The sequence below is a fragment of the Hymenobacter humi genome (assembly GCF_042665855.1).
Classification (GTDB): domain Bacteria; phylum Bacteroidota; class Bacteroidia; order Cytophagales; family Hymenobacteraceae; genus Hymenobacter; species Hymenobacter humi.
In genome coordinates this window covers 1,995,194-2,019,239 of the sequence record NZ_JBHTEK010000001.1, presented here as the reverse complement: position 1 = coordinate 2,019,239, position 24,046 = coordinate 1,995,194, and the positions used below count along the sequence as shown (strand labels likewise).

Sequence of the window (24,046 nt, the reverse complement as noted above, 5' to 3'; positions counted from 1 at the left end):
CCAGGCTGCACTGCTCGGGGTTGCGCAGGGGCCTTCGTCGCCCCCGTTGCCAAACAGAAAGGAACGCAGCTTGCTTTTAAAATGCACGTGCTTGATGTGCGCGGATTCAAAATCCCGTTTTACCTCTTCAATCGTCATAAGCCAAGTGGTACGGCCCGGGCCAATCCTTCTTTTTTAGTTAGGGAGTGTACGGCCGTTCTGCAAAACGTATGGTCCGTTCCGGTAATTCGGCCCCAATTTAAGCCGCAGCCCGCTTGCAAGACGGCACCCTGCGCCAGAATGCGGTACTTTCGTGCTTTGACCACCCCTGGGCTCGGCCAGTGTTGCATTCCGCAGTGCTGTGCCCCCTTTCACTTTTCCCCCACCATGACCCAAGACCAGATAAAGGACTTGAAGGGCCGCGCCGAGGCCCTGAGGAGGTATCTTTGACTACGATGCCCGCAAAGAACAAATAGCCACGGCCGAGGCCCAAACCATGGCTCCCGGCTTCTGGGATGACTCGAAAGCTGCCGAAGCCACGCTGCGCGAAGTAAAGGCCATTAAGACCTGGACCGACGACTTTGAGGCGGTGCAGCAGGCCCTGGCCGACACCGAAGTGCTCTTCGATTTCTACAAGGAAGGCGACGTGCCCGAAGCCGAAATGCAGGCCGACTACGAGGCGACTACCAAAAAGGTAGAAGAGCTCGAGTTTAAGCGCATGCTCTCCGACGAGGAAGACCAGTTGTCGGCCATCATCGACATCAACCCCGGCGCCGGTGGCACCGAAAGCCAGGATTGGGCCGAGATGCTGATGCGCATGTACATCATGTGGGCCGAAAGCCACGGCTTTGGCGTGAAGCAAATCAGCTACCAGCCCGGCGAAGGCGCGGGCATCAAGTCGGCGTCGTTGGAAATCGACGGCGACTTTGCCTACGGTTACCTCAAAAGCGAGATTGGGGTGCACCGGCTGGTGCGCATGTCGCCGTTCGACAGCAGCGGCCGGCGCCACACCTCGTTCGCGTCGGTGTTCGCTTACCCGGTGATTGATGACACCATCAACATCGAAATCAACCCGGCCGATATCTCCTGGGACACGTTCCGGGCCGGCGGCGCCGGTGGCCAGAACGTGAACAAGGTGGAAACGGCCGTGCGCCTCACGCACGCTCCGTCGGGCATCATCATCGCCGTGCAGATTGAGCGCAGCCAGCTCATGAACAAGGAGCACGCCCTGCGCATGCTCAAGTCGCGCCTCTACCAGATAGAGATGGACAAGCGCCACGCCGAGCGCGACAAGGTGGAAGCCACCAAGAAGCGCATCGACTTCGGCTCGCAGATTCGGAACTACGTGCTGCACCCCTACAAGCTCATCAAGGACCTGCGCACCGGCATCGAGCGTACCGACGTGCAAAACGTGCTCGACGGCGACCTGGATGAGTTCATCAAGGGCTTCCTGATGCAGAGCTAGCTCAATTTCGGCGGGCCTGCTGCTAAAAGCCAGTTGGCCGTTTTAGCTCAATAAAAAAGGGCTGCCCGATTGGGCAGCCCTTTTTTATATTCCGGTTGAGCTAGAACTAGTCTAGAACGTCCCAGAAAATGGGGGTGTACTGGTCGGTTCCAGCAGGGATGTTCTTCTCGTTCGTGCTTACCTCAGACAGTGGGTAAATCAAACGCTTCGAAATCTTGCCGGGCGTGGTAGCCTCCAGCGAAATGTTGAATTTCGGCTGGCCCGTGCGGCGGAAGTCAGCCCAAGCCTCAGTGCTGGCAACCGAGTTCATAGCCAGGTACTTCTGGTACAGAATAACGTTCTGCTTCGAAGGAGCCAGGGTGTAGTCAACCTTGGGGTTGGCAGCGTTGTCCAGGATGTACTTTTCGTACTCCGGAACACCAGCCGTGGTAGCCGTAGCGGCAGCAATGGAAGTAGCAGCGCCAGTGGCCGAACGGTAGAAGTACATGAAGGAAGCTTTGATGCCATTCATGTAGTCATCTTTAGCAACACCGGTCAGGCCTAAGCTACGAGCTTCAACTTCAGCTTTCGAGAAGAGGTGCTCGGAGAGCAACATCAGAACCGTAGGAGCGTTGGCGCCCTTCAGCAAGCCACCACCGTTGAGGAAGCGCGAAGCAACCAACGGAGCAGTGAAGGAAGGAGGGCTACGCTCACCCAGGTCGGTACCGATGTAACCGGGAGTGGTAACACCAGCTACCGTTCTGCCACCTACCGTGTACAGACGAACTACGCGTGGGTCTTTGTTCTCCACGTACTGGTTGATGATGTAGTTGGTAGGCAGCTGATAGAGCTGCTCCAGGGCGTTCGAACCAGCCGACGTAAAGCCGTAGCGGTTGTAGAAGGGGTTTTGCTGGCCAGCGGCCTGGGCGTAGCCGGGCTGAGCTACCACGTCGGTAGTGATGAAACCATCCTTCGCGGTTTGCAGAGCAGCCAGCTCCGTTTTCACATAGGGAAGTAGGCTTGCCACTTCGGCCTGGCGCAACAACACGCGCAGTTTCAGGCTGTTGGCAAACTGCTTCCATTTTACCATGTCGCCGCGGAACACGATGTCCTCGTTGCCTACCAGCGTACCGGTAGTGCCGGCTGCATCGATATCGGCAATGGCACCGTTCAGCTGCACGATGAAGTCCTTGTAGATATCCTGGGCTTTATCGTAAGTCGGAGCCGTGTTGGCGGCACCCTGCAAAGCGGTGAAATAAGGAATATCACCGTACTCGTCTACCAGCAGCTGAAAGTTGTAAACCTTCATGATGCGGGCAATGGCCGCGTGGCGGGGATAGCCATTGGCCGTGCCTTCCGTCTGAATGAGGTTATAGTCATTCAGGTTGTCGTAGGTAGCCGACCACAAACCCTGCTGGAACGTGTTGGTGTAGTTGTAGGTACGCTCTTCGGTGTAACCGTTTACTACGCCCGACTTACCCCAATAGCCGGCAGCAAAGCTGGCGAAGTGGTTGTAGCTGGGGTTGTTGCCGTTGTAGTTGGCAGCGGTGGTAGACAGGGCCGAGGCGAGGATGGCATCAGGCAACACCTTCGTAGGGCTGTTGACGTTGGTGTTGATGTCCAGGAAATCCTTACAACCCGTGGCAGCAGTGGCGAGCACTGCTACACAAAGCATTCTGAAAAGTATTTTCATTGATAAATAAGATTAGAAAGTTGCGTTGAGGCTAGCACCGTAGAACTTGGTCGGAGGCGTCTGCAGGTTGGTGTTGATACCAATAGCGTTCGAGTTCGAGAAGCTGAATTCCGGGTCGGTGTAGATGTTCTCCTTGGGCACCCAAGTGAACAGGTTCCGGCCGTAAAGATTCACCGATACGCCTTTTACAAAGCTGGCTTTCTCCAACAGGGTGGCAGGCAGAGCATAGCTCAGCGACACCTCACGAATCTTGAAGAATTTGCCCGAGGTCACGAAGTTCTCAGCAACGCCACGGTTGTAGGCCGTGCTGGCCCAGAACTCGGCACCGCCGGGAGTCAGACCAGCCGAGTTGGGCACGTAGGTTTTGCCATCGGCACCGAGGATAGCCGAATTCGGGAACACGAAGTCCTGACGGCCATAGGTAGCGCTGCGCTGGCCACGGCCGGTGAAGTCGAGGTCTTCGCCGATGCTGTTGTACACCACATAGCCGGTGCGGAGTTCGCCCTGGCCAGCCAGGGTCAGGCCTTTGTAGCCGATGCTGGCGTTCATGCCATACTTGTGCTTGGGCTGGGTGTTGCCGAATACTTTAGAGTCGGTAGCACGCAGGGGCACGTAGCGGGCTTCGCCGGTGAAGGGGTCCTTGATGGTGGTCATTTTCACCAGGCCGTCTTCGGTGCGCTGGTAGTACGAGCCACGCAGCACGGGGTAAGGCTGGCCGGGGATGGCGTACAGCTGGGCGTTGCCACCCGTGGAGAGAGCCAGCTGGGAGATGCCTGCGGGCAGCGAAATAACTTCGTTGTTGTTGTAGTTGTAGTTACCACCTACGGTCACGGTCAGGCCGTTCTCAACACGAATGGGGGTCAGGTTCAGGTCAGCTTCGAAACCACGGTTCTGCACTTCGCCAGCGTTGAGCAGCAAACCGCTATAGCCGGAAGCAGTCGAGATGCTGGTGTTAACCGTTTGGTTGGTGCTTTTCTGGGCGTAGTACGTAACGGCACCCGAAACACGACGCTGCAGGAAGCTCATTTCCAGACCGGCTTCGAACGACTGGGTTTCCTCGGGCTTGAGGCCGGGCTGAACCAGGCCGCCGTTTGCCGAGAAGGATGCCAACGAACCGAAGGGGTAGCCAGGGCCGAGGCCATACGTAGAGTTCAGCGCGTAAGCACCGGCCGTGTTGTACACGCCAATACCGGTTGCGCCACCCAAGTTCACCTGGCTCACTTTGGTGATACCAGCGCGGATTTTACCATAGTCCAGGAAGGAAACATCCTTCAGGGTCGGAATGGCGTTGGTGAAGATGAACGATGCATCAACGCCGGGGTAGAAGAAGCTGCGATTCGACGCGTCCAGGATGGAGATGTTGTCGTTGCGGCCCGAGCCGTGCAGGTAGAAGAAGTCCTTGTAGCCCAAGGTCAGGTCGGCGTAGAAGGCGTACACACGCGTTTTGGCGCTGCCGTCGCCGCCACCCAGGTTACCGATGCGGTTGCCGAGGTTGAACAGGCCGGGGTAGCCAAAGCAGTCGACGATACCGAGTTGAAGCGGCTGTCGGTCTGCTGCACGTTGTTGCCGAGGATAGCCTGTACGGTGATGTCACCGAAGGTTTTGTCCAGGCTCAGGAACAAGTCCGAGTTGATGCGGGTGAAGCTGCTGGCCAGGTCCTGCACGTAACCGTTTACGCCGGTGCCCGACTTGTTGGTGTTGTGGTCCTGAGTGTACTTGTCGTAGGTGAACTTGTCCTGGGTCACCAGGCTGTTCTGCGAGATAGAGGTAGTACCCAGGCGGTAATTGGCGCGCAGGTAGTCCGTCACTTTGTACGACAGGTCCACGTTACCCTGAACCGTGTTGCGCTTGTCACGCGTGCGGTTGTTGTCAATCAGGAAGTAAGGGTTCTGGTAGAAGGCGTTGTAGTAGCCGTTCGGGTTAGCGAACTTGTTGGTACGCCAGTCTTTGTACGAAGTGAGGGGAGCCATCACCGTCGTGTTGATCAGGCCCCAGTAAATGGAGCTGGCCTGGTCCAGGTTAGAGGTAGCATTCACGTCCGACTGCGAGTACGAAGCGTTGATGCCAGCCGTCAGGCGGCCCAGCTCACGCGAAGCGTTCAGGCGGAAGGTGTTACGGTCGAACTTATCGTTCGGGATGATGCCGTTGTTGTGCACGTTCTGGTACGAAGCAAAGAACTTGCTCTTCTCGTCGCCACCCGAGAACGTCACCCCGTTCTGCGTCTGGTAGCCTTTGTTGAAGAACTTGTTCACTTCATCCGGACGGGCTTTGTACTCTAGCATCTGTACCGAACCGTCGGCCAGAGGCTCGCCGAAAGAGCGCATGGAACCGTCGAAACGGGGGCCATACTGCTGGTTTTCGAAGCCCTGGTACTGGGTGTCGTAGTTCTGGTCGGGCGTGTTGTCGGCCGTGAACTTGGGCAGGGTGCTGGTGTAGGTGTTGGCACCGGGGCCAAACTCGGTCTGGAACTTGGGCAGGAACGAAACCGACTCCAGCCTGCGAAGTGTGCGAGAACGTAACCTGGGGCGTGGTACCACCCTTCTTGGTGGTGATAATCAAGGCGCCGTTGGAAGCCTGCGAACCGTACAGGGCCGCAGCGTTAGCACCTTTCAGTACCGAGATAGCAGCGATGTCGTCGGGGTTCAAAGCAACCAGAACGTCGTTCGTGGAGATGATACCGTCGATTACGATGAGGGCTTCGTTGTTACCGGTCAGCGAGCGGGTACCACGCAGGGTAACACGCACGCTGGGGTTCACGCCCGAGTTCAGCGTCTGAATCTGCAGACCCGAAACCTTACCGGCCAGACCGTTGGTCACGTTGGTGGTACGAGCCTGGGTAATCTCCTTGGTGTCAAGCGTAGCGGTGGCATAACCCACTTGCTGCGACTGACGCTGGATGCCCAGTGCACCGGTTACCACTACTTCGCCCAGCTCCTTGGCATCCGCTGCCAGGGCAACGTTGTAAGTAGCGTCGGCGCTGATGGGCTGCTCAACAGTCGAGAAACCGATTGAGCTGAAGCTGAGCGTGGTGGCCGAAGTGGGCACGCTCAAGGTGAAGCTACCATCGGCATTCGTGGAAGCTCCCACAGTAGTCCCCTTCACGAGGACGGTGGCTCCGGGCAGACCCTGACCGGTGGACCGGTCAGTTACGCGCCCCGATATGGAGCGGTCCTGCGCATAAACCTGCTGCAACAGGCCGGTCATCAGGAGCATGACCATACATAAGAGTTTTTTCATTTGGTTGGTTTGTTGGTGAGTGAAAAGGTGAAAAAAGAAAACAAAAGTGGGTGAATTAGCAATTATAGCCAAAAAATGGAGTCCTTGGTAAGCCATGCCTACTTAAACCCGCAATTTCTGTCATGTGATGGCTGCTTTGAGAATCCTTCGTTAGCACGTAGGCCAGTGCTACTGCCTGCTAACCGGGAACTATAGCACAAACGGCAACTGCCGCATAAATTACTACTAAAGAGCATGTTGACTTAATTGAGCCGGCTGCAACCGGCTAGCTACGCCTTGTAAATTGACCCTTGCCGCTTGTAGGTCTTGCTGTACTATGGTCAGCTGCTACCGCTCTTTCTGTCATTCAGCAATGGCATAGACAGTTCTAAAAGCAAAACAAAGACAACTAAGTAACCCAGCAGAAGACCTCCCTTTTAGGCTCAATTAGTTGGCAAGGTATTACAAGTTTTTCTTATCTGAGAGTAATGCAGTTGATTTTTTGATTAGCGCTAAGTTATCAGGAGTTAAAAGATTTTGTTTTAGCGTTTTCGCACAGCAGTCCCGCCCACGTTTCAGGGTGCGCCTACTTTCCCTGAATAGCTCAGCTTTTCCGACAAAGCACCTGGCCTTCATTTGCCAAAGGCCGGGTGCACGGGGTTGGCCCTATCTGTATTGCCTCGCGCCCGGGCCCGCTAGCCAAGAACAAGCCATCCTGCTTTATCTGGCATCCGCTAGCCCAGGCGCCTCTATTACTTCAGCTGCCATCCTGAACCTTGGACCTATCGCGCATCAAGCCGGGTGGAAAGACCTTCTCACGTGTGCACGCATCGTTGAGCCGGGAGAAGATGCTGCCTTTAGGAAGTCGGATGAGCGGGACAACGAAGCAGGCAAGGTGCGCCGCTCGGCATGACGGCCTGTTTGGATGCGCTCTCAGGACGAGAAGACGTTTAGCCCTCGGTCCGGTGGGAGCATCCCGACCAACTATGGGCGCGTCCCAAATCACCCGAACGGCCTACCCGGGTGCAATGCTCCGCCCGCCACACCGCGGCAAGTAGGCAACAAGCCCGAGCTTACCCTCACGGGCAGAATTGTTTACGGAGTTAATTAGCATTATAATCACATTCGTTTAATACCATATTTAATTTTAAACTAATTTAAATCCTTCGATATACAACTAACTCAACCTTTCGAATGCGCCACGAAATGACAATATCTACAACATAAGCAAAGAATTGTTGCCAATTTTTGATAATTCATACGTTTCTCCAATAGGCATTAGGGGTTTTCATTTATTATTCAATTTTTTTCGCAAATTCATTTTCTGCGGCTTATTTTTGAACACATAAGCTTCTCTCACCTTTTTTTACTTCATTTTTTTGTCCATGAAAAAAGTCATACTCATGAGTTTTGTGCTCATGTTTACCTTCCTTCAAGGGGTACTCGCGCAAACGCGAACTATCTCGGGGCGGGTAACCGACCAGAAGACCGGCGATGGATTACCAGGAGTAACCGTGCTGCTAAAAGGCACGACCAACGGCATTTCCACCGGCGCCGATGGCGCTTATACCCTGACTGTACCCGAAAGCGGCGGTACGCTCGTTTTTTCTTCCGTGGGCATGACTACCCAGGAACGGCCAATTGGCAGTGGGGCGCAAATCAATGTCAACCTGGTCCAGGACAGCAAGCAGCTCAGCGAGGTGGTAGTAACCGCCATGGGTATTGAGCGGGACAAGCGCACGCTGGGCTACGCCACCCAAGAGATTAAAGGCGGAGACCTTGCTCAAAAGTCTGAGCCCAATGTGGTAAATGCCCTACAAGGCAAGGTTTCCGGGGTTAACATCACCGGTGCCAGTGGATTGGCAGGCTCCTCAACGAACATCAACATCCGCGGCATTACCTCATTAACGGGCAGCAATCAGCCTTTGTTTGTGGTAGATGGTATTCCCATCAGCAACGAAACCGACCGCACTAACGGCGGCGCGGCCGGAACCCTTTACGGGGCACAGACTGCTAACCGGGCGGCCGACATCGACCCCGAAAACATTGCCAGCATTAGCATTCTGAAAGGTCCGGCTGCCGCGGCCCTCTATGGCTCGCGGGCTTCCTCAGGCGCTATTCTAATCACTACGAAATCGGGCGCTAACATCAGCAAAAAGCTGGAAATAAACGCTACGACGGGCGTCAACATTCAAAACGTACTCGGCTTGCCGGATTTTCAGAACGATTACGGCCAAGGGAATGCAGGCACGAACACCACGGCCAATGGCGCGGGTGATATATTCTCCGGCTCCCGGAATTCCTGGGGCCCCCGCTTTGGCACCACACCCACCCGGGCCAACGGCTTATTGCTTGCCGACGGCAGCTTATTGCCCTACCAGGCATATCCGGACAATATCCGCGACTTTTTCCGCCAGGGAGTCCTGTATACGAATGGGGTGCAGCTAGCCGGTAATAACGGGGCGTCGAATTTTTCGCTCAACGTCAACAATACCAACCAGAAGGGTATTACCGAAGTGTCCACCCTCAAGCGCACGAACGTGCAGTTGGGCGGAGCCACGACCCTACAAAACAAAGTAAAGATTTCGGGCTCGGTCAACTTTTCTCAAACCGACCAGCTGGGTCCTCAAACCGGTAACGGTGGCAGCGCATTTGGCACCTTAGGGGCGGTTCCGCGGAGCTTCGACTTGCAGGGACAGCCTTACCAATCGGCTACGGGCGCCAACTTGTTCTTCCCCGGCGCAGATAACCCGAACTGGAACCTTCGCAATGCAAACACCACCAGCAATGTAACCCGCTTCATTAACGTAGCCAGCATTGGTTACGATTTTACCCCGTGGCTGAGTGTTACTTACCGCGCAGGCCTGGACGCTTATACCGACCGGCGCAAACAAATAGCTGCCATTGGTTCCGCGCGGAACCCAAGCGGTCTGATTTTTCAGGATAACATTCAATACGCCGAATTTACCGGTGACCTTTTGGTTACAGCCAAAAAGGAAAACCTTTTCCTGGATAAGTTAAACTCAACGTTGGTAGTCGGCCAGCAAATCAACCAGCGACGTCGCAACGAGCAATACGTCTCGGCACAATCGCTTTCTTTGCCCGGCTTCTTTAACACAAGCAACGCTGCCAACTTTAACGGTAGCGGGGAGAATACTTCGGTTCGGCGTCTGCTGGGCTATTACGCTGACTTAACGCTGGCTTACAACAATTATCTGTTTTTGGAAGGAACAGCTCGTGTTGACCAATCATCAACGCTACCCAAAAACAACAACACCTACCTGTATCCCTCTCTGTCAACCGGCTTCGTATTTACCGATGCCTTCAACATTGACACGGACTTTTTCTCCTACGGTAAAATTCGGGCGAACGTAGCTCGCGTTGGCCGAGATGCAGACCCGTATGTGTTGGACACTTACTATGCGCAGGCTGGCCAGGGCAACAACGTGGCCAACGTTACCTTCCCTTTCAACGGGATAGTGGGCTTCACTCCAAGCACTACCCTGGGTGGCGGCGAAGTGCTAAAACCAGAATTCACCAAATCGGCAGAAATTGGGATTAACCTGGGTTTTTTCAATAACCGACTGACCCTGGATGGTACCTACTTCAAAACCATCACTCGAACCAGATTCTGCCGGTAACTCTCCCCGCTACCACCGGCTACACCAGCTTCTACACCAATGCGGGCCGGCTCGACAACAAGGGCTTTGAGGTGTTGGCCACAATTACGCCCGTAAAGTCCGCTTCGGGATTCAACTGGGACATTACGGCTAACTATACCCGGCTGCGCAACAAAGTGGTATCCATCTATCCAGGCATCACCAGGCTCGCGGGTTCCGGGTAGCGGATTTATTGGCTCCCTCCCCTCCTTTGTGGTGGGCCAGCCCTATGGGGTTATCCTGGGCCAGAAGAAAGCTACGGCCCCAGATGGTCAGTATCTGATTAATGGCAAAACCGGGCTCTGGGAGCCCGAACTCAGTGCACAGGTCACGGCCGACCCCAACGTGGACTGGCAGGGTGGCGTGACGAACTCCATGTCCTATAAGGGGGTTTCGTTCTCTTTCCTGGTTGACGCCATCGTAGGCGGCGACATTCTTTCCTTCACGCAGGCTGCTTATCGCAACGCCGGCATGCTGAAAGAAACGGGTAAGGACCGTGAACTCCCCCGTATCATTCCGGGTGTAATCAAGAACGCGGACGGCACTTATCGGCCCAACAACATTCAGATTGACGCGCAAAGCTTCTGGAGCAACCAGGGCCTGCAAAGTGAACTGAGTATTTTCGATGGTACCCATTATACCCTGCGGGAAGTGTCTTTGGGTTATACCCTGCCTAAGGGTTTACTCGAGCGCACTCCGTTCGGTAATGTCTCCCTCTCCCTCTCCGGCCGCAACCTGTTCTACATTGCCCCCAATGCCAACTTCTTCCCGGAAGTAAACACGCAAGGAGCCGGCAACATTCGTAGTCTGGACTTGCAAGGTCCGCCCAGCGTGCGCAGCTATGGCGCTTACCTGCGGTTTACTCTCTAAAGGAATTCTGAAATTTCATATGAAGAATCTATCTGTTCTCCGGTATTCTGCATTTTTCGCAGTTGCCGTAGCAGCTGTGAGCTGCTCTCCTGACAAGTTTCTGGATGTCAATACAAGCCCCAACCAGACAAACAAAGTACCCCCTCCGTACAGCTGCCTACCATTACCATTGGCACGGGCTTCGTACTAGGCAACACCCTGGGCCGCGACGCCGGCCTGTTTGTGCAGCACTATGCTGGCCTGGCCAACCAGCCCGCCACCGAGGACCGGTACGTTATCAACGGCAACTTCGATAACGAGTGGCGTTTCGATCTGTACACTTACAACCTGAACGGTGCCCAGACCCTGATTAAGAGCACCCAGGAGACCAGCCCCGCCTATGCTGGTATTGCCAAGCTCATTAAGGCCTATAACTTTGCGTTGACGACGGACTTTTGGGGCGATATTCCTTACTCGAAAGCCTTACAGGGATTAGAGACGCTGCAGCCGACCTTCGATAAGCAGGAAGACATCTACAAAGGTGCAACCGGTATTCAAAGCCTTTTCGACCTCGTGCGGGAGGGCATGGCCGACCTGGATAAAACCAGCAACACGTTTACTCCGGGCGCTGATGACATCGTTTACAAAGGGAACCTGGCCAAATGGAAGAAAGTGGGCAACATGCTGCTGCTCAAGTTCGCCAACACCATCAGCCGAAGAGACCCCGCCCTGGCCACGAAGGTTATCAACGAGGTGCTCGCAAAAGGAGCTAACGGCAGCGCTGCAATCGATGCAAATGCGGATGACTTTGAAATCCCCTTTGGTACGGCAGTAGGCAATACGAATCCTTTCTATTCCTACAACATCACGAACCGGCCCGACGACCAGATGGCCAGCACGCGCTTCCTGGACTCGCTTACCGCCTTGAAAGACCCACGTCTGCCCAAGTACTTCACGACAACACCGAACAATACATCCGCCACAAATACTACAGCGTTTGGCAAATTCACTGGGTTTGAAAATGGCAACAATGCTACCCCACCAGTGAGGACCAACCGCTCGGTATACAGTACTTATGTACTGGGGGCGGGAGGCCAGGCACCCGTTCGCGTTCTCACCAACTTTCAACGGGCCTTTATTCTGGCTGAATCGGCTATAAGCCTTAAAACCGCTGGCGACGCCAACAAGCTTTTTCAGGAAGGCATTCGTCGGTCGATGGAAAAAACAGGCCTTACCACTGCCGAGATAGATGCGTACTTCGCGGCCAACCCTGGTATTGTAAACCTGGGCGGTACCGATACGCACAAAATCAACCAGATAATTACCCAGAAATGGATTGCTTGGGTAGGCAATGGCTACGAAGCGTACAACGATTACCGGCGTACAGGCTTCCCACGTTTGCAGCCGGCGTTAAATGTCACCGTTACGCCGAATATTCCAAACCGTCTCCTGTACCCGCCGGCTGAAGTATCTGCAAACGAAAAAAATATTCCTGCTGCCGTAATTACTGACCGTGTTTGGTGGGATGTTGACTAACGTCCTTCTGCTTCACCCACTTTCACTCGCTTTTCGTCATGAAAAATCTTGCTTTAAAGTTTTTTGTCCTTGTCCTCTTATCTGCAAGCTTTGCAGCCTGCAAAAAGGATTATGGCAATGTGCTCGGTCCTCTTGAGGACAGCGTTGCTCCTATTCCTGTTACGGTTACCAACCAGGAGTTTTTTGAGCGCTTTCCCATCGTAACAACTAAGGTGGATGCTGCCGGCAATGGCAACTTCTCCATTGTCTTCAGCATTCCTGCTGATAAAGGCAAAATCAAGGAGATTACAAAAGTGGCTATGGGCAACAGCGGGGTAGAATACCTGCAGGATTCGCGCTACCCCAACTACCTGACTGTGGCCAAAGCTGGCAATGGCTCCAACACCATCACGTTCGAGTCGGATCTGAACGCCGTGCGGGATTATAGCAAGCGGCTTACGGCTGCATTTGCAACTTTGCCGTCCAGCGCAACCAAGGCAGCGGCCTTTTCTTTCACAGGCACCTCGACGGGTGGAGCCGGCACGCTCACGCCGAACACCAACCCCCAAACGCCGAACCAGCTGCGGTTCTTCTTCCTCTTGACGCTGGACAATGGCCAGCAACTTATCCCAACGGAGGTGGATGTACGGCTGCTGTAGCCCACGCGCTGCGAAGGCATAGGCAAGGCTATTGCTCCGCTTTAGCTCTACAAACCATAGAAGTCCCGGCGCTCCGTCGGGACTTTTTGCCCTATCTACTGCTGCAGTTCAACAGCCAAACAGCTGATATGCACTGGAACGGCTTAAAAGGAGCAGCCACCTGTGGGAGGCAACGCCTCTGCTTTAAGGGCGCTGTGCATGCACCTTGGCACGAAAGAATCAGCCCGATTCGAAGTCTGGCAGAAAACAGCTCTGCATTCTGCAAGGAGCTGTTTTTTATTTTGTAGGCACTTAGCAACAGCTTAACTGGCTGCCGGACAATACCTAAGCCAAAAATTAAAATAATTCAATTGTCACTATCTATTGCCCAGTTTATTTGGAAGTTTTCAGCTTTAACTATGAAAAAGCTAATTCCACAAAAACTCTGTTTTTTTATCAAACTCAAAAGAATTTTATCAAAAATTGAAAGTTTTTTCTTCAATACAGCAACTGCCCCTTATTTTTGACAATACAATAATCACCCAACACTCTTTTAACTTCAAGTTTCTGTTCATGAAAAAATCTTACTCATGAGTCTCGTGCTCATGTTTACTCTCCTTCACGGCGCGATGGCTCAAACCCGCACCGTATCAGGTCGGGTAACTGACCAAGCTACTGGCGGCGGTTTGCCCGGCGTTACAGTACTATTGAAAGGCACCACCAATGGGGTTTCCACCAATGCAGACGGTGCTTTCAGCCTAAGTGTACCTGAGGCAGGCGGCACTTTGGTATTTAGCTCAGTGGGCATGACCACGGTAGAGCGCGCCATCGGAACCGACTCGCAGTTTGCAATTGCCCTGGCAACCGACGCCAAGCAGCTGACGGAAGTAATCGTGACCGGTTACGGTGCCCAGCAGGAGCGCCGCGACGTTATCGGTTCCATTGCTTCGGTAAAAGCAGCGGACTTCAAAGACCAGCCCATTGTGGGTGTTGACCAGGCCCTGCAGGGCCGGGCAACTGGTGTGCAGGTTTCGCAAAACTCGGGCACGCCCGGCGGCAGCATCAGCGTTCGGGTGCGTGGTGCGGCTTCCATTGGCGCCAGCAACGAGCCTCTGTATGTAGTTGACGGTCTGCCCGTTGTTACAGGCAACACGTCGCAGCTTGGTGCCGGCAACCAGCAGACCAACGGTCTGACCGATATCAACCCCAACGACATCGAATCCATTGAAGTACTGAAGGATGCTGCCTCGGCTGCCATCTATGGTTCGCGTGCTTCCAACGGCGTGGTGCTCATCACCACCAAGCGTGGCAAGTCTGGCAAAGCCCGCATCGACCTGGACTACTACACCGGCGCCCAGAGCGTATGGAAGCGTCCTGAGGTAATCACCGGCTCTCAGCAAACCCAGCTTTTCCTGGAAGCTGCCGCCAACCGCTACCCTGCTAATGCTAACGGTAACTATCCTACCAACTTTGGCCCTGCGGCGGCTCCTTACGTATTCCGCACCAATGCTGACCTGGCTGCTTATATCTACGGCCCCGGCAACGTAGGTGCCGCCGACGCTAATGGCGTACGTGACTACGTTACCCCCGCTGGCAACCCTATCCGCCCGCTCAGCCAGTTCCAAAACCCCAGCATGGCTACCAACACCGACTTTATCAGCAAAGTGTTGCGCACGGCTCCCATCAACAACTACGGCCTGACGTTCTCGGGCGGTACGGACGCTAACCGCTTCCGCGTTGCCGTAAACTACTTCGACCAGCAGGGCACCATCGTGGGCTCAGGCTTCAAGCGCGGCAGCGCCCGCCTGACCATGGACAACAAGCTCTCGGAGAAGGTCCGCATGGGGGCTTCCATGGGCCTGACCCAGAGCAACAACAACCGTATCAACAACGACAACAGCATCTACGGCGTGCTCACCACGGCCCGTCTGTACGCTACCGACCTACCGGTTTACAACCAGGACGGCACCTACTACAAGAACGGTTCGATTGAAAACCCCGTCGCTGCGGCTCGGGAGCCTTTCATCAAGAGCACCAACAACCGTTTGCTTGCCAGCCAGTACACGGAGTTTGAAATCATCAAAAACCTGAAGTACCGCGCTACTTTCGGCCTCGACTACACTTACGGCCGCGACGACCGTTTCTACTCGACGCTGACCAACGCCGGTCTCGCTGTGCGCGGTGAGGCCACCCTGGCCACGGTACAGGACCTGAACTACAACCACATCAGCGCCTTAAACTACTCGAAGACGTTTGCCGAAGACCACACCGTGAGCGCGCTGCTCGTGGGTGAGTACCAGCGCGACAACTACCGTGATGCGTACCTGCAGGCTACCGGCTTCCCCAGCAACGCCATTCGCGAACTCTCGGCTGGTGCTACCAAAGTAGCCGCTACTTCCAGCTCCACGGGCAACGCTTTGCTCGGCGCCCTGGCCAAAATCGACTACTCGTTTAAGGGCCGCTACTTGCTGGGTGCTTCGGTACGTCGTGACCAGGGCTCCCGTTTTGGTGCCGACAAACAGGTTGGTTACTTCCCGTCTGCTTCGGCCGGCTGGCGTGTATTGGATGAGTCTTTCCTGAAAGACCAGACCATCGTGAGTGAACTGAAGCTGCGCGGCAGCTATGGCCAAACCGGCAACCAGCCCTCCGGCAACTTCGGCTCGCGCGGCCTGATTGGCCCCGGCGCCAATTACCTCGACCAGGGCGGCCTGGCCCTGACCCAGCTTGCTAACCCCGACCTGAAGTGGGAGCGCACCAAGCAGACCAACGTAGGCCTTGACCTCGGCTTCCTGCAGAACCGCTTCTACATCTCGGCCGACGTGTACCAGCGCAAGACCGATGACCTGCTGCTCGCCCAGCGCCTCCCCAGCGACACCGGCTTCCTGAGCTACAGCGCCAACATTGGCAACATCGAGAACAAAGGCATTGAGCTGGCCCTGACGACCATCAACTTCCGCAACGAAGGCACTGGCTTCAACTGGGAAACCAACTTCAACTTCAGCGTAAACCGCAACAAGGTGACGAAACTGTCTGACCCCAGCATTACGGGTTCGGCCCAGGGCTTCGGCAGCCGCCTCATTGTGGGTCACCCCTCGGTGCTTTCTACGGCTACCGTGTAGACCACATCTTCCAGTCGCAGGAAGAAATCAATGCCCTCGACGCCAACGCTAAAGCCAAGAGCGGTTCTACCTCGGCGCTTTACCAGACCAGCCTGACCAAGCCCGGCGACATCATGTTCAAGGACCTGAACGGCGACGGCCGCATCACGGCCGACGACCAGGAGGTTATCGGCAACGCGCAGCCCAAGTTCTATGGCGGCATCACCAACAAGGTTAGCTTCATGAACTTTGACTTCAGCGCTTTCCTGCAGTACAACGTGGGCAACAAAATCCTGAACACTGGCAAGAGCTACACCCAGGGCATGAGCACCACCTACAGCCAGGATATTGCAGTGCTGAACCGCTGGACCCCGGCCAACACCAACACCGACATTCCGCGTGCTGTGTACGGCGACCCCAACCAGAACAACCGTGGCTCGGACCGCTTCCTGGAAGATGGTTCGTACGCTCGCCTGAAGAGCGTAACCCTGGGCTATACCCTGCCCTCGGTGCTGGCTACCCGCGCTCACCTGCGCACGGTTCGCGTGTTCGCACAGGCTCAGAACCTGGTAACCTTCACCAACTACTCGGGCCTCGACCCGGAGGTAAGCACCTTCAGCGGTTCGAACACCTCGATTGGTACCGACTTCTTTACTTATCCCCAGGCCCGCACCATCACCGGTGGTGTTACGCTCGGCTTCTAATCTTTTTGCTTCACTATAACCATGCAAATAATGAATTTTCGTCAGCTTGCTACGCGTTCGGCCCTGCTCTTGAGCCTGGGACTGACGGTAGGGGCGTGTGACAAATTGGTGAATGTTGAGCCCCAAAACAGCATCAGCTCGGACAAAGGCTTCACCACCAAAGAAGACGCAGCAGCCGGCTTGCTGGGTGCTTACGATGCTACGCAATCTTCGGACTATTATGGTCTGGCATTCCCGACCATGGCCGATTTGATTTCGGGTGATGTTCGCCACGTGGGCACGTTCGTTACTACCTACGGCGTAATCGGCGCGAACCAGACATTGCCCGACAATATTCAGGTCGGCAACACCTGGAATTCCATCTATCTCGCTATCGGCCGTGCTAATTACTTAATCAAGGAGAGCGAGAAGATTAATGACCCGGCTTTTCCAAAGCTCACGACCCAGGGTGAGGCGCGTGCTCTGCGTGCCCTGCACTACATGAACCTGATTGGTTTATGGGGCGGTACTCCCCAAGGTTATGGCTACGCCGGGGGTCTCGGTGTTCCGCTGCGCCTGCTGCCTACCACGGCCATTGGCCCCGAAACTGAAGCCATCGGCCGGGCTTCGGAAGCCGACGTAGCAGCCGCCATCCGTGAAGACCTCGACTTTGCCATTGCCAACCTGCCCACCGGTGCCGGTGGCAACCGGGTTACCAAGAACGCAGCCCTGGCACTGCGCGCTCGTTTTGAGCTGCGCGAGCGCAAGTACGCCGATGCCCTGAAGTTTGCCCAGCAGGTGCCCGCTATTCCAAACTTTGCTACCTCGGCAAACACCGGCACCACGGCTCCCGATGCCATCTGGCAGCTGTTCTTCTCGAACACAGACCAGAGCCAGTACGCTTTCTACTGGTACCCCTCGCCCAGCCGTAACGAGTTTGACCCAGGCAGCAGCATTGCGGCCGCTCACCCTGCCGGTGACAAGCGCCTGCCCATCAACGTGGTTTCAGCTTCTACCGCCGTTACTGTAGCTGGGTCTCCCTACACCTTGGCAGCTGGCACCACGCAGAAGTACTACCGTACCTCGACGCGTGATGACCGTTTCAACATGGTTCGCTACGCTGAGGTGGTCCTGACCATTGCCGAAGCCGCAGCTCAAACCGGTGACCTTATCACCGCCAAGACGCAGCTCGACATCATCCGGACCCGCGCTGGCCTGGCTCCCACCACGGCCATTACGGCACCGGCCCTGATTACCGATATTCTGTTGCAGCGCCGCCTGGAGTTTGCTTACGAAGGTTTGTACTGGTTCGACCTGCGCCGTACCAACACGGTACAGACTGCCCTGCCCAGCTACACCCAGTCGTTCCGGAACCTGTTCCCCATTCCGTTCCGCGAGGTAAGCCTGACCAACGGCCTGATTGCTCAGAACCCGCTGTACTAAGCGGCTCTCGGAGTCAGCCACAAAAAAGCCCCGGCCATCTGGTCGGGGCTTTTTTATGCAGCCTGCTCGGGCTTGCTCAGAGAATGTACTGGCTCAGGTCGCGGTTTTTGACCATGCTGTTGAGCCGTTCGTTAACCAGGTCGGCCGTGATGAGGATGTGGGCATTGGCGCCAATCTTATCGGGCACGTCGAAGAGGATGTCGTTCAGCAGCCGGCTCATCACCGTGTGTAGGCGGCGGGCGCCGATGTTCTCGACCTCGGCGTTGACTTCAGAGGCGATTTCGGCCACTCGCTCCAGCGCAGCGTCCTCGAAGGTTAGCTCAACTTCTTCGGCTTTGAGTAGGGCTTCGTACTGCTTGGTAAGGGCGTTTTTGGGGTCTTTCAGAATGCGGAAGAAGTCGTCCTTCGTCAGGCTCTGCAGCTCCACGCGGATGGGGAAGCGGCCCTGCAGCTCCGGAATCAGGTCGGACGGCTTGCTGACGTGGAAGGCGCCGGCGGCGATGAACAGGATGTGGTCGGTGTTGACGATGCCGTACTTGGTGCTCACGGCCGAGCCTTCCACGATGGGCAGCAGGTCGCGCTGCACGCCCTGGCGGCTTACGTCGGGCCCGCCGCCGGACTTGCTGCCGCCGCTGCTGGCCACTTTGTCGATTTCGTCGATGAAGATGATGCCGGCATTCTCGGCCTGGCGGATGGCTTCTTCCTTCACCTCGTCCATGTCGATGAGCTTGGCGGCTTCCTCTTCCAACAGGAGCTTGCGGGCTTCGGCCACGGTCACTTTGCGCTTGCGGGTTTTCTTGGGCAGCATGTTGCCCAGCATGTCCTGCAAGCCCGAGAGCGTGCCTTCGTCCATGCCGGGAGGCGCGCCCATCACGCCGATGCTGGGGCCGGCCTGCGCCACCTGAATTTCGATGCGGCGGTCTTCGAGCCTCGCCGTTCTTGATTTTCTGGCGGAACCGCTCGCGCGTGCGCTCGTTGAGCTCGGCATCCGATTGGGGCATGTCATCATCTCCCCCACTGCTGCCGAAGCCCACGCCGGCTTTGGAACCGGCCGGCCGGGGCACGGCAGGAATCAACGCGTCAAGAATCAATTCTTCCACCGCATCGGCGGCCTGGGCTTTCACGGCTTCCTGGCGTCGCTGGCGCACGCGGGCCACGCTTTGCTCGGCCAGGTCGCGCACCATGCTTTCCACGTCGCGGCCCACGTAGCCCACTTCGGTGAATTTGCTGGCTTCCACCTTTACAAAGGGGGCGTCGGCAAGGTGGGCCAGGCGGCGGGCAATCTCGGTTTTGCCCACGCCGGTGGCCCCAATCATGAGGATGTTGTTGGGTACGATTTCGGCCTGCATGTCGGCCGGGGCGTGCAGGCGGCGCCAACGGTTGCGCAAGGCAATGGCCACGTGGCGCTTGGCTTCGTGCTGGCCGATGATGTATTTGTCGAGCTCGGCCACAATCTGGGCCGGGGTCAGGAAATCTTGGTTGAGCATAAGTGGTGAATGAGGAAAGCGGATAAAGGACCCGTCATCCTGAGCATTCCGCGCATCAAGCGGCGGCGAAGGACCTTAGGAAGACAGAACGGCTTACAGCAATTACAACCCTTCTACGGTGATAAGGTCCTTCGCAAGCTCAGGATGACAGTTCTTTTCAATTCAAACAGAATTTTACTCTTTCTTCTTAAACAAAGAATCTAGGCTGCGCGACAGCGTGAAGTACTCGCTGGAGCCGGCCGCCTGCAGCACGGCGTGGGTATAATCGATTTGAAAGGCACTGATTTTTAGCATGATGCCAAAGCTGAAACCGGCGCCGCCGCTGGTATTCTCCAAGCGCAGGCTCGCGGCGCTGCAGGTGGTTATAACCAGCACGTAGCTGGAAGTTCTTGCTCAATTCGAGAGCGGCGCTGACAGTGAAGTGCCGGGCCAGATTGTCGCCGAAGCTTTTGCCCGGTTTTTGCGGGTAGTGTCGGCAGCGAACCCGCTACGCTGGTTGGGGTCGAGGTATTGAATGTCCCACTGCTGCAGGTGGTGGGCGGTGAGAGAAAAGCGCAGCGGCATGTGCTCGGGCTTGATGGTGGCCCCAATTTGCACATCCAGCGGCAGCGGCCCGCGGTCGGTGCCCGGGTACGGCGAAAACTGATAGCCGGCGCTCTTCACGGCCAAGCCCGCCGTGAAATCCTGCGTTGGATGCTTGTAAACCACCCCAACATCGCCCACACCGGCAACCGACCGGCTGCCCGCGATGCTGGAAACGGCCAGCTTGGTGGTGGCGCCGAAGGTGAACTTGCCCTTGGTATAAGAGTCCGACACGCCCACGGTGTACTCGTTCACGCCAAAAGAGCCCAGGCTGTTGCCGGCCGCGTCGTAGCTCTGAAAATCGCCGTAGTTGAGGTAGGTGATGCCGACGCCGAAGCGCCCGGCCTTGGCCGTATTGAAGACGTAGGCCGCGGTGCTTTGCTTGATATCGGCCACGTAGGCGGCATAGCTCAGGGCCAGGCGGCCGTCCATGTCCGGGTTCAGCAAGGCCGGATTGGCAAACAGCATGGTGGGGTCGTCGTTGCGGGCCGAGACGCTCATGCCGCCCAAAGCCGCCAGCTGTGCGCCGGTGGACAGGTCGAGAAAGGGAAACACGGCGCGGCCGCCCGCTGCTGCGCCACGGCCCCCTGACCCCCCATTATGCCAAACAACAAGCAAAACCCGGCAACCCGGCAAGCGGAAAAGTGCTTCATCGGTCTAAGATAAGGGAGAAGCAGAGCCTCCCGCGGCCCCCAACGCCTCGTTGGGCTGAAACGTACCTGCAGGCTCCATTCTCAGCAGTGCGAACTGAAAAAGAACGTCATGCTGAGCGCAGCGAAACATTTCGCGTGCTCAACTACCTCAATCGCCTGTCATGCTCATCTGGCGTCCGCTCGCGAAGCATCTTATCACGTTCGAACGAATCGTTCTTCGGTCATAAGACGCTTCGCAGGCGGACGCCAGATGAGCATGGCAGGCGATTGGGTTAGTTGAGCCAACAAGATGCTTAAGCATCAGAGCCGCCAGTTGAGCTAACCCAGACTACTGCACTTCCACGCTGGGCCCAACGGCGGGAATCGGCTCGTCGCGCACCGGCAGCTTCTGCGGGTGCGGCACTAGCTCGTCGAGCAGGGCCACGCGCAGCACGTCGTCGACGCGGTCGGCGTAGTGAATGGTGAGGCCTTTGAGGTAGTCCTCCTGGATTTCCTCAATGTCCTTGCGGTTTTTGGGGCAGAGAATGATATCCTTCATGCCGGCGCGGCGGGCGGCCAGCAGCTTTTCCTTGATGCCGCCTACGGGCAGCACCTTGCCGCGCAGGGTGATTTCGCCGGTCATGGCCAGGCGCGGGCGCACGCGGCGCTGCGTGAAGGCCGAAGCCATGCTGGTAAAAATGGCAATACCCGCGCTGGGGCCGTCCTTGGGCACGGCGCCTTCGGGGAAGTGAATGTGCAGGTCGTACTGCTCAAAGAGGCGGTAGTCGATGCCAATCTCATCGGCCCGGCTGCGCAGATAGCTCAACGCCGTGATGGCCGATTCCTTCATCACGTCGCCCACCTGGCCCGAGAGCGTGAGCTTGCCCCGGCCGCGGCTCAGGAGGCTTTCCACGAAGAGGATATCGCCGCCCACGCTGGTCCAGGCCAGGCCCGTTACCACGCCGGCGGTGTCGTTGTCCTGGTACTGGTCGCGGTCGAAGATGGCCGCGCCGAGAATTTTGCGGATATCGGCCGGCTCAATTACGGCGGGCACGGACTCTTTGCCGGCCTTGCGGCGGGCCAGGTTGCGCGTTACGGCCGCGAGCTTGCGCTCCAGGCCGCGTACGCCGCTTTCCCGGGTGTAGTCGTCGGCCACGCGGTGCAGGGCGGCATCCGTGATTTTCACTTCTGCCTCGCCCAGGCCGTGCTCCTTGAGCTGCTTGGGCCAGAGGTGCTTGCGGGCAATCTGCACCTTCTCTTCCTGGGTATAGCCGGTGAGGTCGATGATTTCCATCCGGTCGCGCAGGGCGGGCTGAATGGTGTCGAGCGAGTTGGCCGTGGCGATGAACAGGACCTTGCTCAAGTCGTACTCTACCTCCAGGTAGTTGTCGGTGAAGGTGGCGTTCTGCTCCGGGTCGAGCACCTCGAGCAGGGCCGAGCCTGGGGTCGCCGCGGAAGTCGCTGCTCACCTTGTCAATCTCATCGAGGATAATGACGGGGTTGCTGGCGCCGGCCTTTTTAATCTGCGAGATAATGCGGCCGGGCATGGCGCCCACGTAGGTTTTGCGGTGGCCGCGGATTTCGGCTTCGTCACGCACCCCACCCAGGCTCATGCGCACGTACTTGCGGCCCATGGCGGCCGCGATGCTGCGGCCCAGGGAGGTTTTGCCTACGCCGGGAGGGCCGTAGAGGCACAGAATGGGCGCCTTCAGGTCCTGCTTGAGCTTGAGCACGGCGATGTACTCCAGAATCCGCTCCTTCACCTTTTCGAGGCCGAAGTGGTCGGCGTCGAGGATTTTCTTGGTTTGCTTGAGGTTGAACTTGTCCTTGGTGTACTCGCCCCAGGGCAGGTCGAGCAGGAACTCGACGTAGTTGATGCTCACCGAATAATCGGGGGCCATGGGGTTGGTGCGCGACAGCTTGTCCATTTCCTTTTTGAAATGAAGCGCCACCGACTCGGGCCATTTTTGGTTTCGGCGCGGGCGCGCAGGCGGTGCATGTCCTCGTCGGGGCCTTCCTGGCCCAGGCTCGTCCTGCAGGGTCTTGAGCTGCTGGCGCAGGAAGTACTCGCGCTGCTGGGCGTCGATGCCGGTGTGGGTCTTAGACCGAATGTCCTGCTTGATTTCCAGCAGTTCGGCCTGGCTCAACAGCGCTTCGAGCAGCTGGCGGGCTTGCTGCTCGGGGTCGGCCAGCTCCAGCAGCTTTTGCTTGGCAGCCAGGTCGAGCCTGCACGTTCGAAGACAGGAAATGCGTGAGGAACGCCGGCGACTGGATGCCGTCGAGCATGGCCCGGGCTTCCATGGGGATTTCGGGGGTCAGCTCCAGCACCTTGGTAGCCGCTTCGCGCAGGGCTTGCAGCAGGCCAAACTCGCCGGGAATCTCGGGGTTCAGCGCCACTTCGGAGAAGTAGCTGACGCGCGCCGTGAGCCTGGGGCGTGAAGGTGAGCTGCTCTTCGATGGTGAAGCGCACTTGGCCCTGCAGGATGATGGTGACCTGGCCGTCGGGCTGCTCGAGCAGCTTGAGAATGCGCGCCAGCGTGCCCACGGGGTGCAGGCTCGTCGGTGGTGGGCTCGTCGGCGTCGGGGCTTTGCTGGGCTACTACGCCCAGGAGCTTGTCGGCGGCGTAGGCCTTGCGCACGAGCTTGATGCTCTTTTTGCGGGTGACCGTGACCGGCAGCACCACGCCCGGAAATAGGACGGTGTTGCGCACAGGTAGCAAGGGCAAAGTGGGCGGGGCGTCATCGCCGCGCAGGAGGTGGTCGGGGTCGGCGGCCATGATGGCGATGGCTTCGGGTTGGGAATTAGAATCGCTGAACGCTTGGATGGAAGACGCAGCGGAGGAAGAAACGGATGCCAGACGCATGGACGAGGATAAAGCCAAAAACAACGGCAGCGGGTGCCAGATTGGCAGCCCGCCGCCTACTGAAGCGGGAAGTACAAGGTACGGTTTCCCGGCGCCTTTGTGCTTCAAGGGCCGTGCCAGCCGGGACGCCCCGCCAAAGCGGCGCACTAGATGACACCAGTTGGGCCCGCAACAGTTCATAAATCGTTAAATTGTTGGCAACTTGCGTGAATTATTGTTTTCATTACTTTTCCAATGTCCCTTTTATTGCGTCGGTGCCCATTT

General features: G+C 56.8%; 14 protein-coding genes and 2 pseudogenes. 8 read left to right on the top strand and 8 right to left on the bottom strand.

What is annotated here, in order from left to right; translation table 11 throughout:
* The first annotated feature begins 366 nt into the window (after window positions 1–366).
* Window positions 367–1,444 (top strand): peptide chain release factor 2 gene (gene prfB, locus ACFQT0_RS11270; RefSeq protein ID WP_380202799.1). Its coding sequence is split into 2 segments (ribosomal slippage): window positions 367–426 and window positions 428–1,444, totalling 1,077 coding nucleotides; the frame shifts between segments, so codons are not numbered across the junction.
* 106 nt (window positions 1,445–1,550) lie between these two features.
* Here prfB and ACFQT0_RS11265 read toward each other — a convergent pair.
* The 4 genes from ACFQT0_RS11265 to ACFQT0_RS11250 are packed head-to-tail and all read right to left on the bottom strand — an operon-like array spanning window position 1,551 to window position 6,353.
* Complete coding sequence (locus tag ACFQT0_RS11265; protein WP_380202797.1) at window positions 1,551–3,083, bottom strand: SusD/RagB family nutrient-binding outer membrane lipoprotein; 1,533 nt, start codon at window positions 3,081–3,083, stop codon at window positions 1,551–1,553.
* A 45-nt stretch (window positions 3,084–3,128) separates the two neighbouring features.
* Entirely contained in the window at window positions 3,129–4,553 is a 1,425-nt protein-coding gene (locus ACFQT0_RS11260; RefSeq protein WP_380202795.1) for a hypothetical protein, read from the bottom strand.
* Window positions 4,529–5,398 (bottom strand): hypothetical protein, encoded by an 870-nt coding sequence (locus tag ACFQT0_RS11255; protein WP_380202793.1) that lies wholly within the window; start codon window positions 5,396–5,398, stop codon window positions 4,529–4,531. Before ACFQT0_RS11255 ends, ACFQT0_RS11260 begins: the two co-directional genes overlap by 25 nt.
* On the bottom strand, window positions 5,370–6,353 hold the full coding sequence (locus tag ACFQT0_RS11250) for a carboxypeptidase-like regulatory domain-containing protein (RefSeq protein ID WP_380202791.1): 984 nt from the start codon (window positions 6,351–6,353) through the stop codon (window positions 5,370–5,372). Before ACFQT0_RS11250 ends, ACFQT0_RS11255 begins: the two co-directional genes overlap by 29 nt.
* Before the next feature lie 1,364 nt (window positions 6,354–7,717).
* Between ACFQT0_RS11250 and ACFQT0_RS11245 the strand changes: the two genes are divergently transcribed.
* The 7 genes from ACFQT0_RS11245 to ACFQT0_RS11215 all read left to right on the top strand — a co-directional run bounded on the left by ACFQT0_RS11245 (window position 7,718) and on the right by ACFQT0_RS11215 (window position 18,217).
* Entirely contained in the window at window positions 7,718–9,973 is a 2,256-nt protein-coding gene (locus ACFQT0_RS11245; protein ID WP_380205986.1) for a SusC/RagA family TonB-linked outer membrane protein, read from the top strand.
* A 234-nt stretch (window positions 9,974–10,207) separates the two neighbouring features.
* A complete protein-coding gene (locus ACFQT0_RS11240; RefSeq protein ID WP_380202789.1) occupies window positions 10,208–10,861 on the top strand; it encodes a hypothetical protein in 654 nt (217 codons plus the stop codon).
* A 222-nt stretch (window positions 10,862–11,083) separates the two neighbouring features.
* Complete coding sequence (locus ACFQT0_RS11235) at window positions 11,084–12,376, top strand: SusD/RagB family nutrient-binding outer membrane lipoprotein (RefSeq protein WP_380202787.1); 1,293 nt, start codon at window positions 11,084–11,086, stop codon at window positions 12,374–12,376.
* A 38-nt stretch (window positions 12,377–12,414) separates the two neighbouring features.
* The gene (locus ACFQT0_RS11230; protein WP_380202786.1) at window positions 12,415–13,014 is read left to right on the top strand and encodes a hypothetical protein; all 600 of its coding nucleotides are present in this window, start codon (window positions 12,415–12,417) and stop codon (window positions 13,012–13,014) included.
* A gap of 569 nt (window positions 13,015–13,583) precedes the next feature.
* Entirely contained in the window at window positions 13,584–16,112 is a 2,529-nt protein-coding gene (locus ACFQT0_RS11225) for a SusC/RagA family TonB-linked outer membrane protein (RefSeq protein WP_380202784.1), read from the top strand.
* Window positions 16,113–16,225: 113 nt separating this feature from the next.
* Window positions 16,226–16,795, top strand: coding sequence for a hypothetical protein (locus tag ACFQT0_RS11220; protein ID WP_380202782.1), 570 nt, complete (start codon window positions 16,226–16,228; stop codon window positions 16,793–16,795).
* 69 nt (window positions 16,796–16,864) lie between these two features.
* Window positions 16,865–18,217 (top strand): RagB/SusD family nutrient uptake outer membrane protein, encoded by a 1,353-nt coding sequence (locus tag ACFQT0_RS11215; RefSeq protein ID WP_380202780.1) that lies wholly within the window; start codon window positions 16,865–16,867, stop codon window positions 18,215–18,217.
* A 76-nt stretch (window positions 18,218–18,293) separates the two neighbouring features.
* On the opposite strand, the pseudogene hslU reads toward ACFQT0_RS11215, so the two are convergent.
* The 4 genes and pseudogenes from hslU to lon all read right to left on the bottom strand — a co-directional run bounded on the left by hslU (window position 18,294) and on the right by lon (window position 23,695).
* Window positions 18,294–19,704 (bottom strand): annotated as a pseudogene (gene hslU, locus ACFQT0_RS11210) (ATP-dependent protease ATPase subunit HslU).
* Between the two features lie 174 nt (window positions 19,705–19,878).
* The gene (locus ACFQT0_RS11205) at window positions 19,879–20,079 is read right to left on the bottom strand and encodes a hypothetical protein (protein WP_380202778.1); all 201 of its coding nucleotides are present in this window, start codon (window positions 20,077–20,079) and stop codon (window positions 19,879–19,881) included.
* Window positions 20,080–20,097: 18 nt separating this feature from the next.
* On the bottom strand, window positions 20,098–20,904 hold the full coding sequence (gene porQ, locus ACFQT0_RS11200) for a type IX secretion system protein PorQ (protein ID WP_380202776.1): 807 nt from the start codon (window positions 20,902–20,904) through the stop codon (window positions 20,098–20,100).
* 363 nt (window positions 20,905–21,267) lie between these two features.
* Window positions 21,268–23,695: pseudogene (lon, locus tag ACFQT0_RS11195) on the bottom strand (endopeptidase La).
* Between the last annotated feature and the right edge of the window lie 351 nt (window positions 23,696–24,046).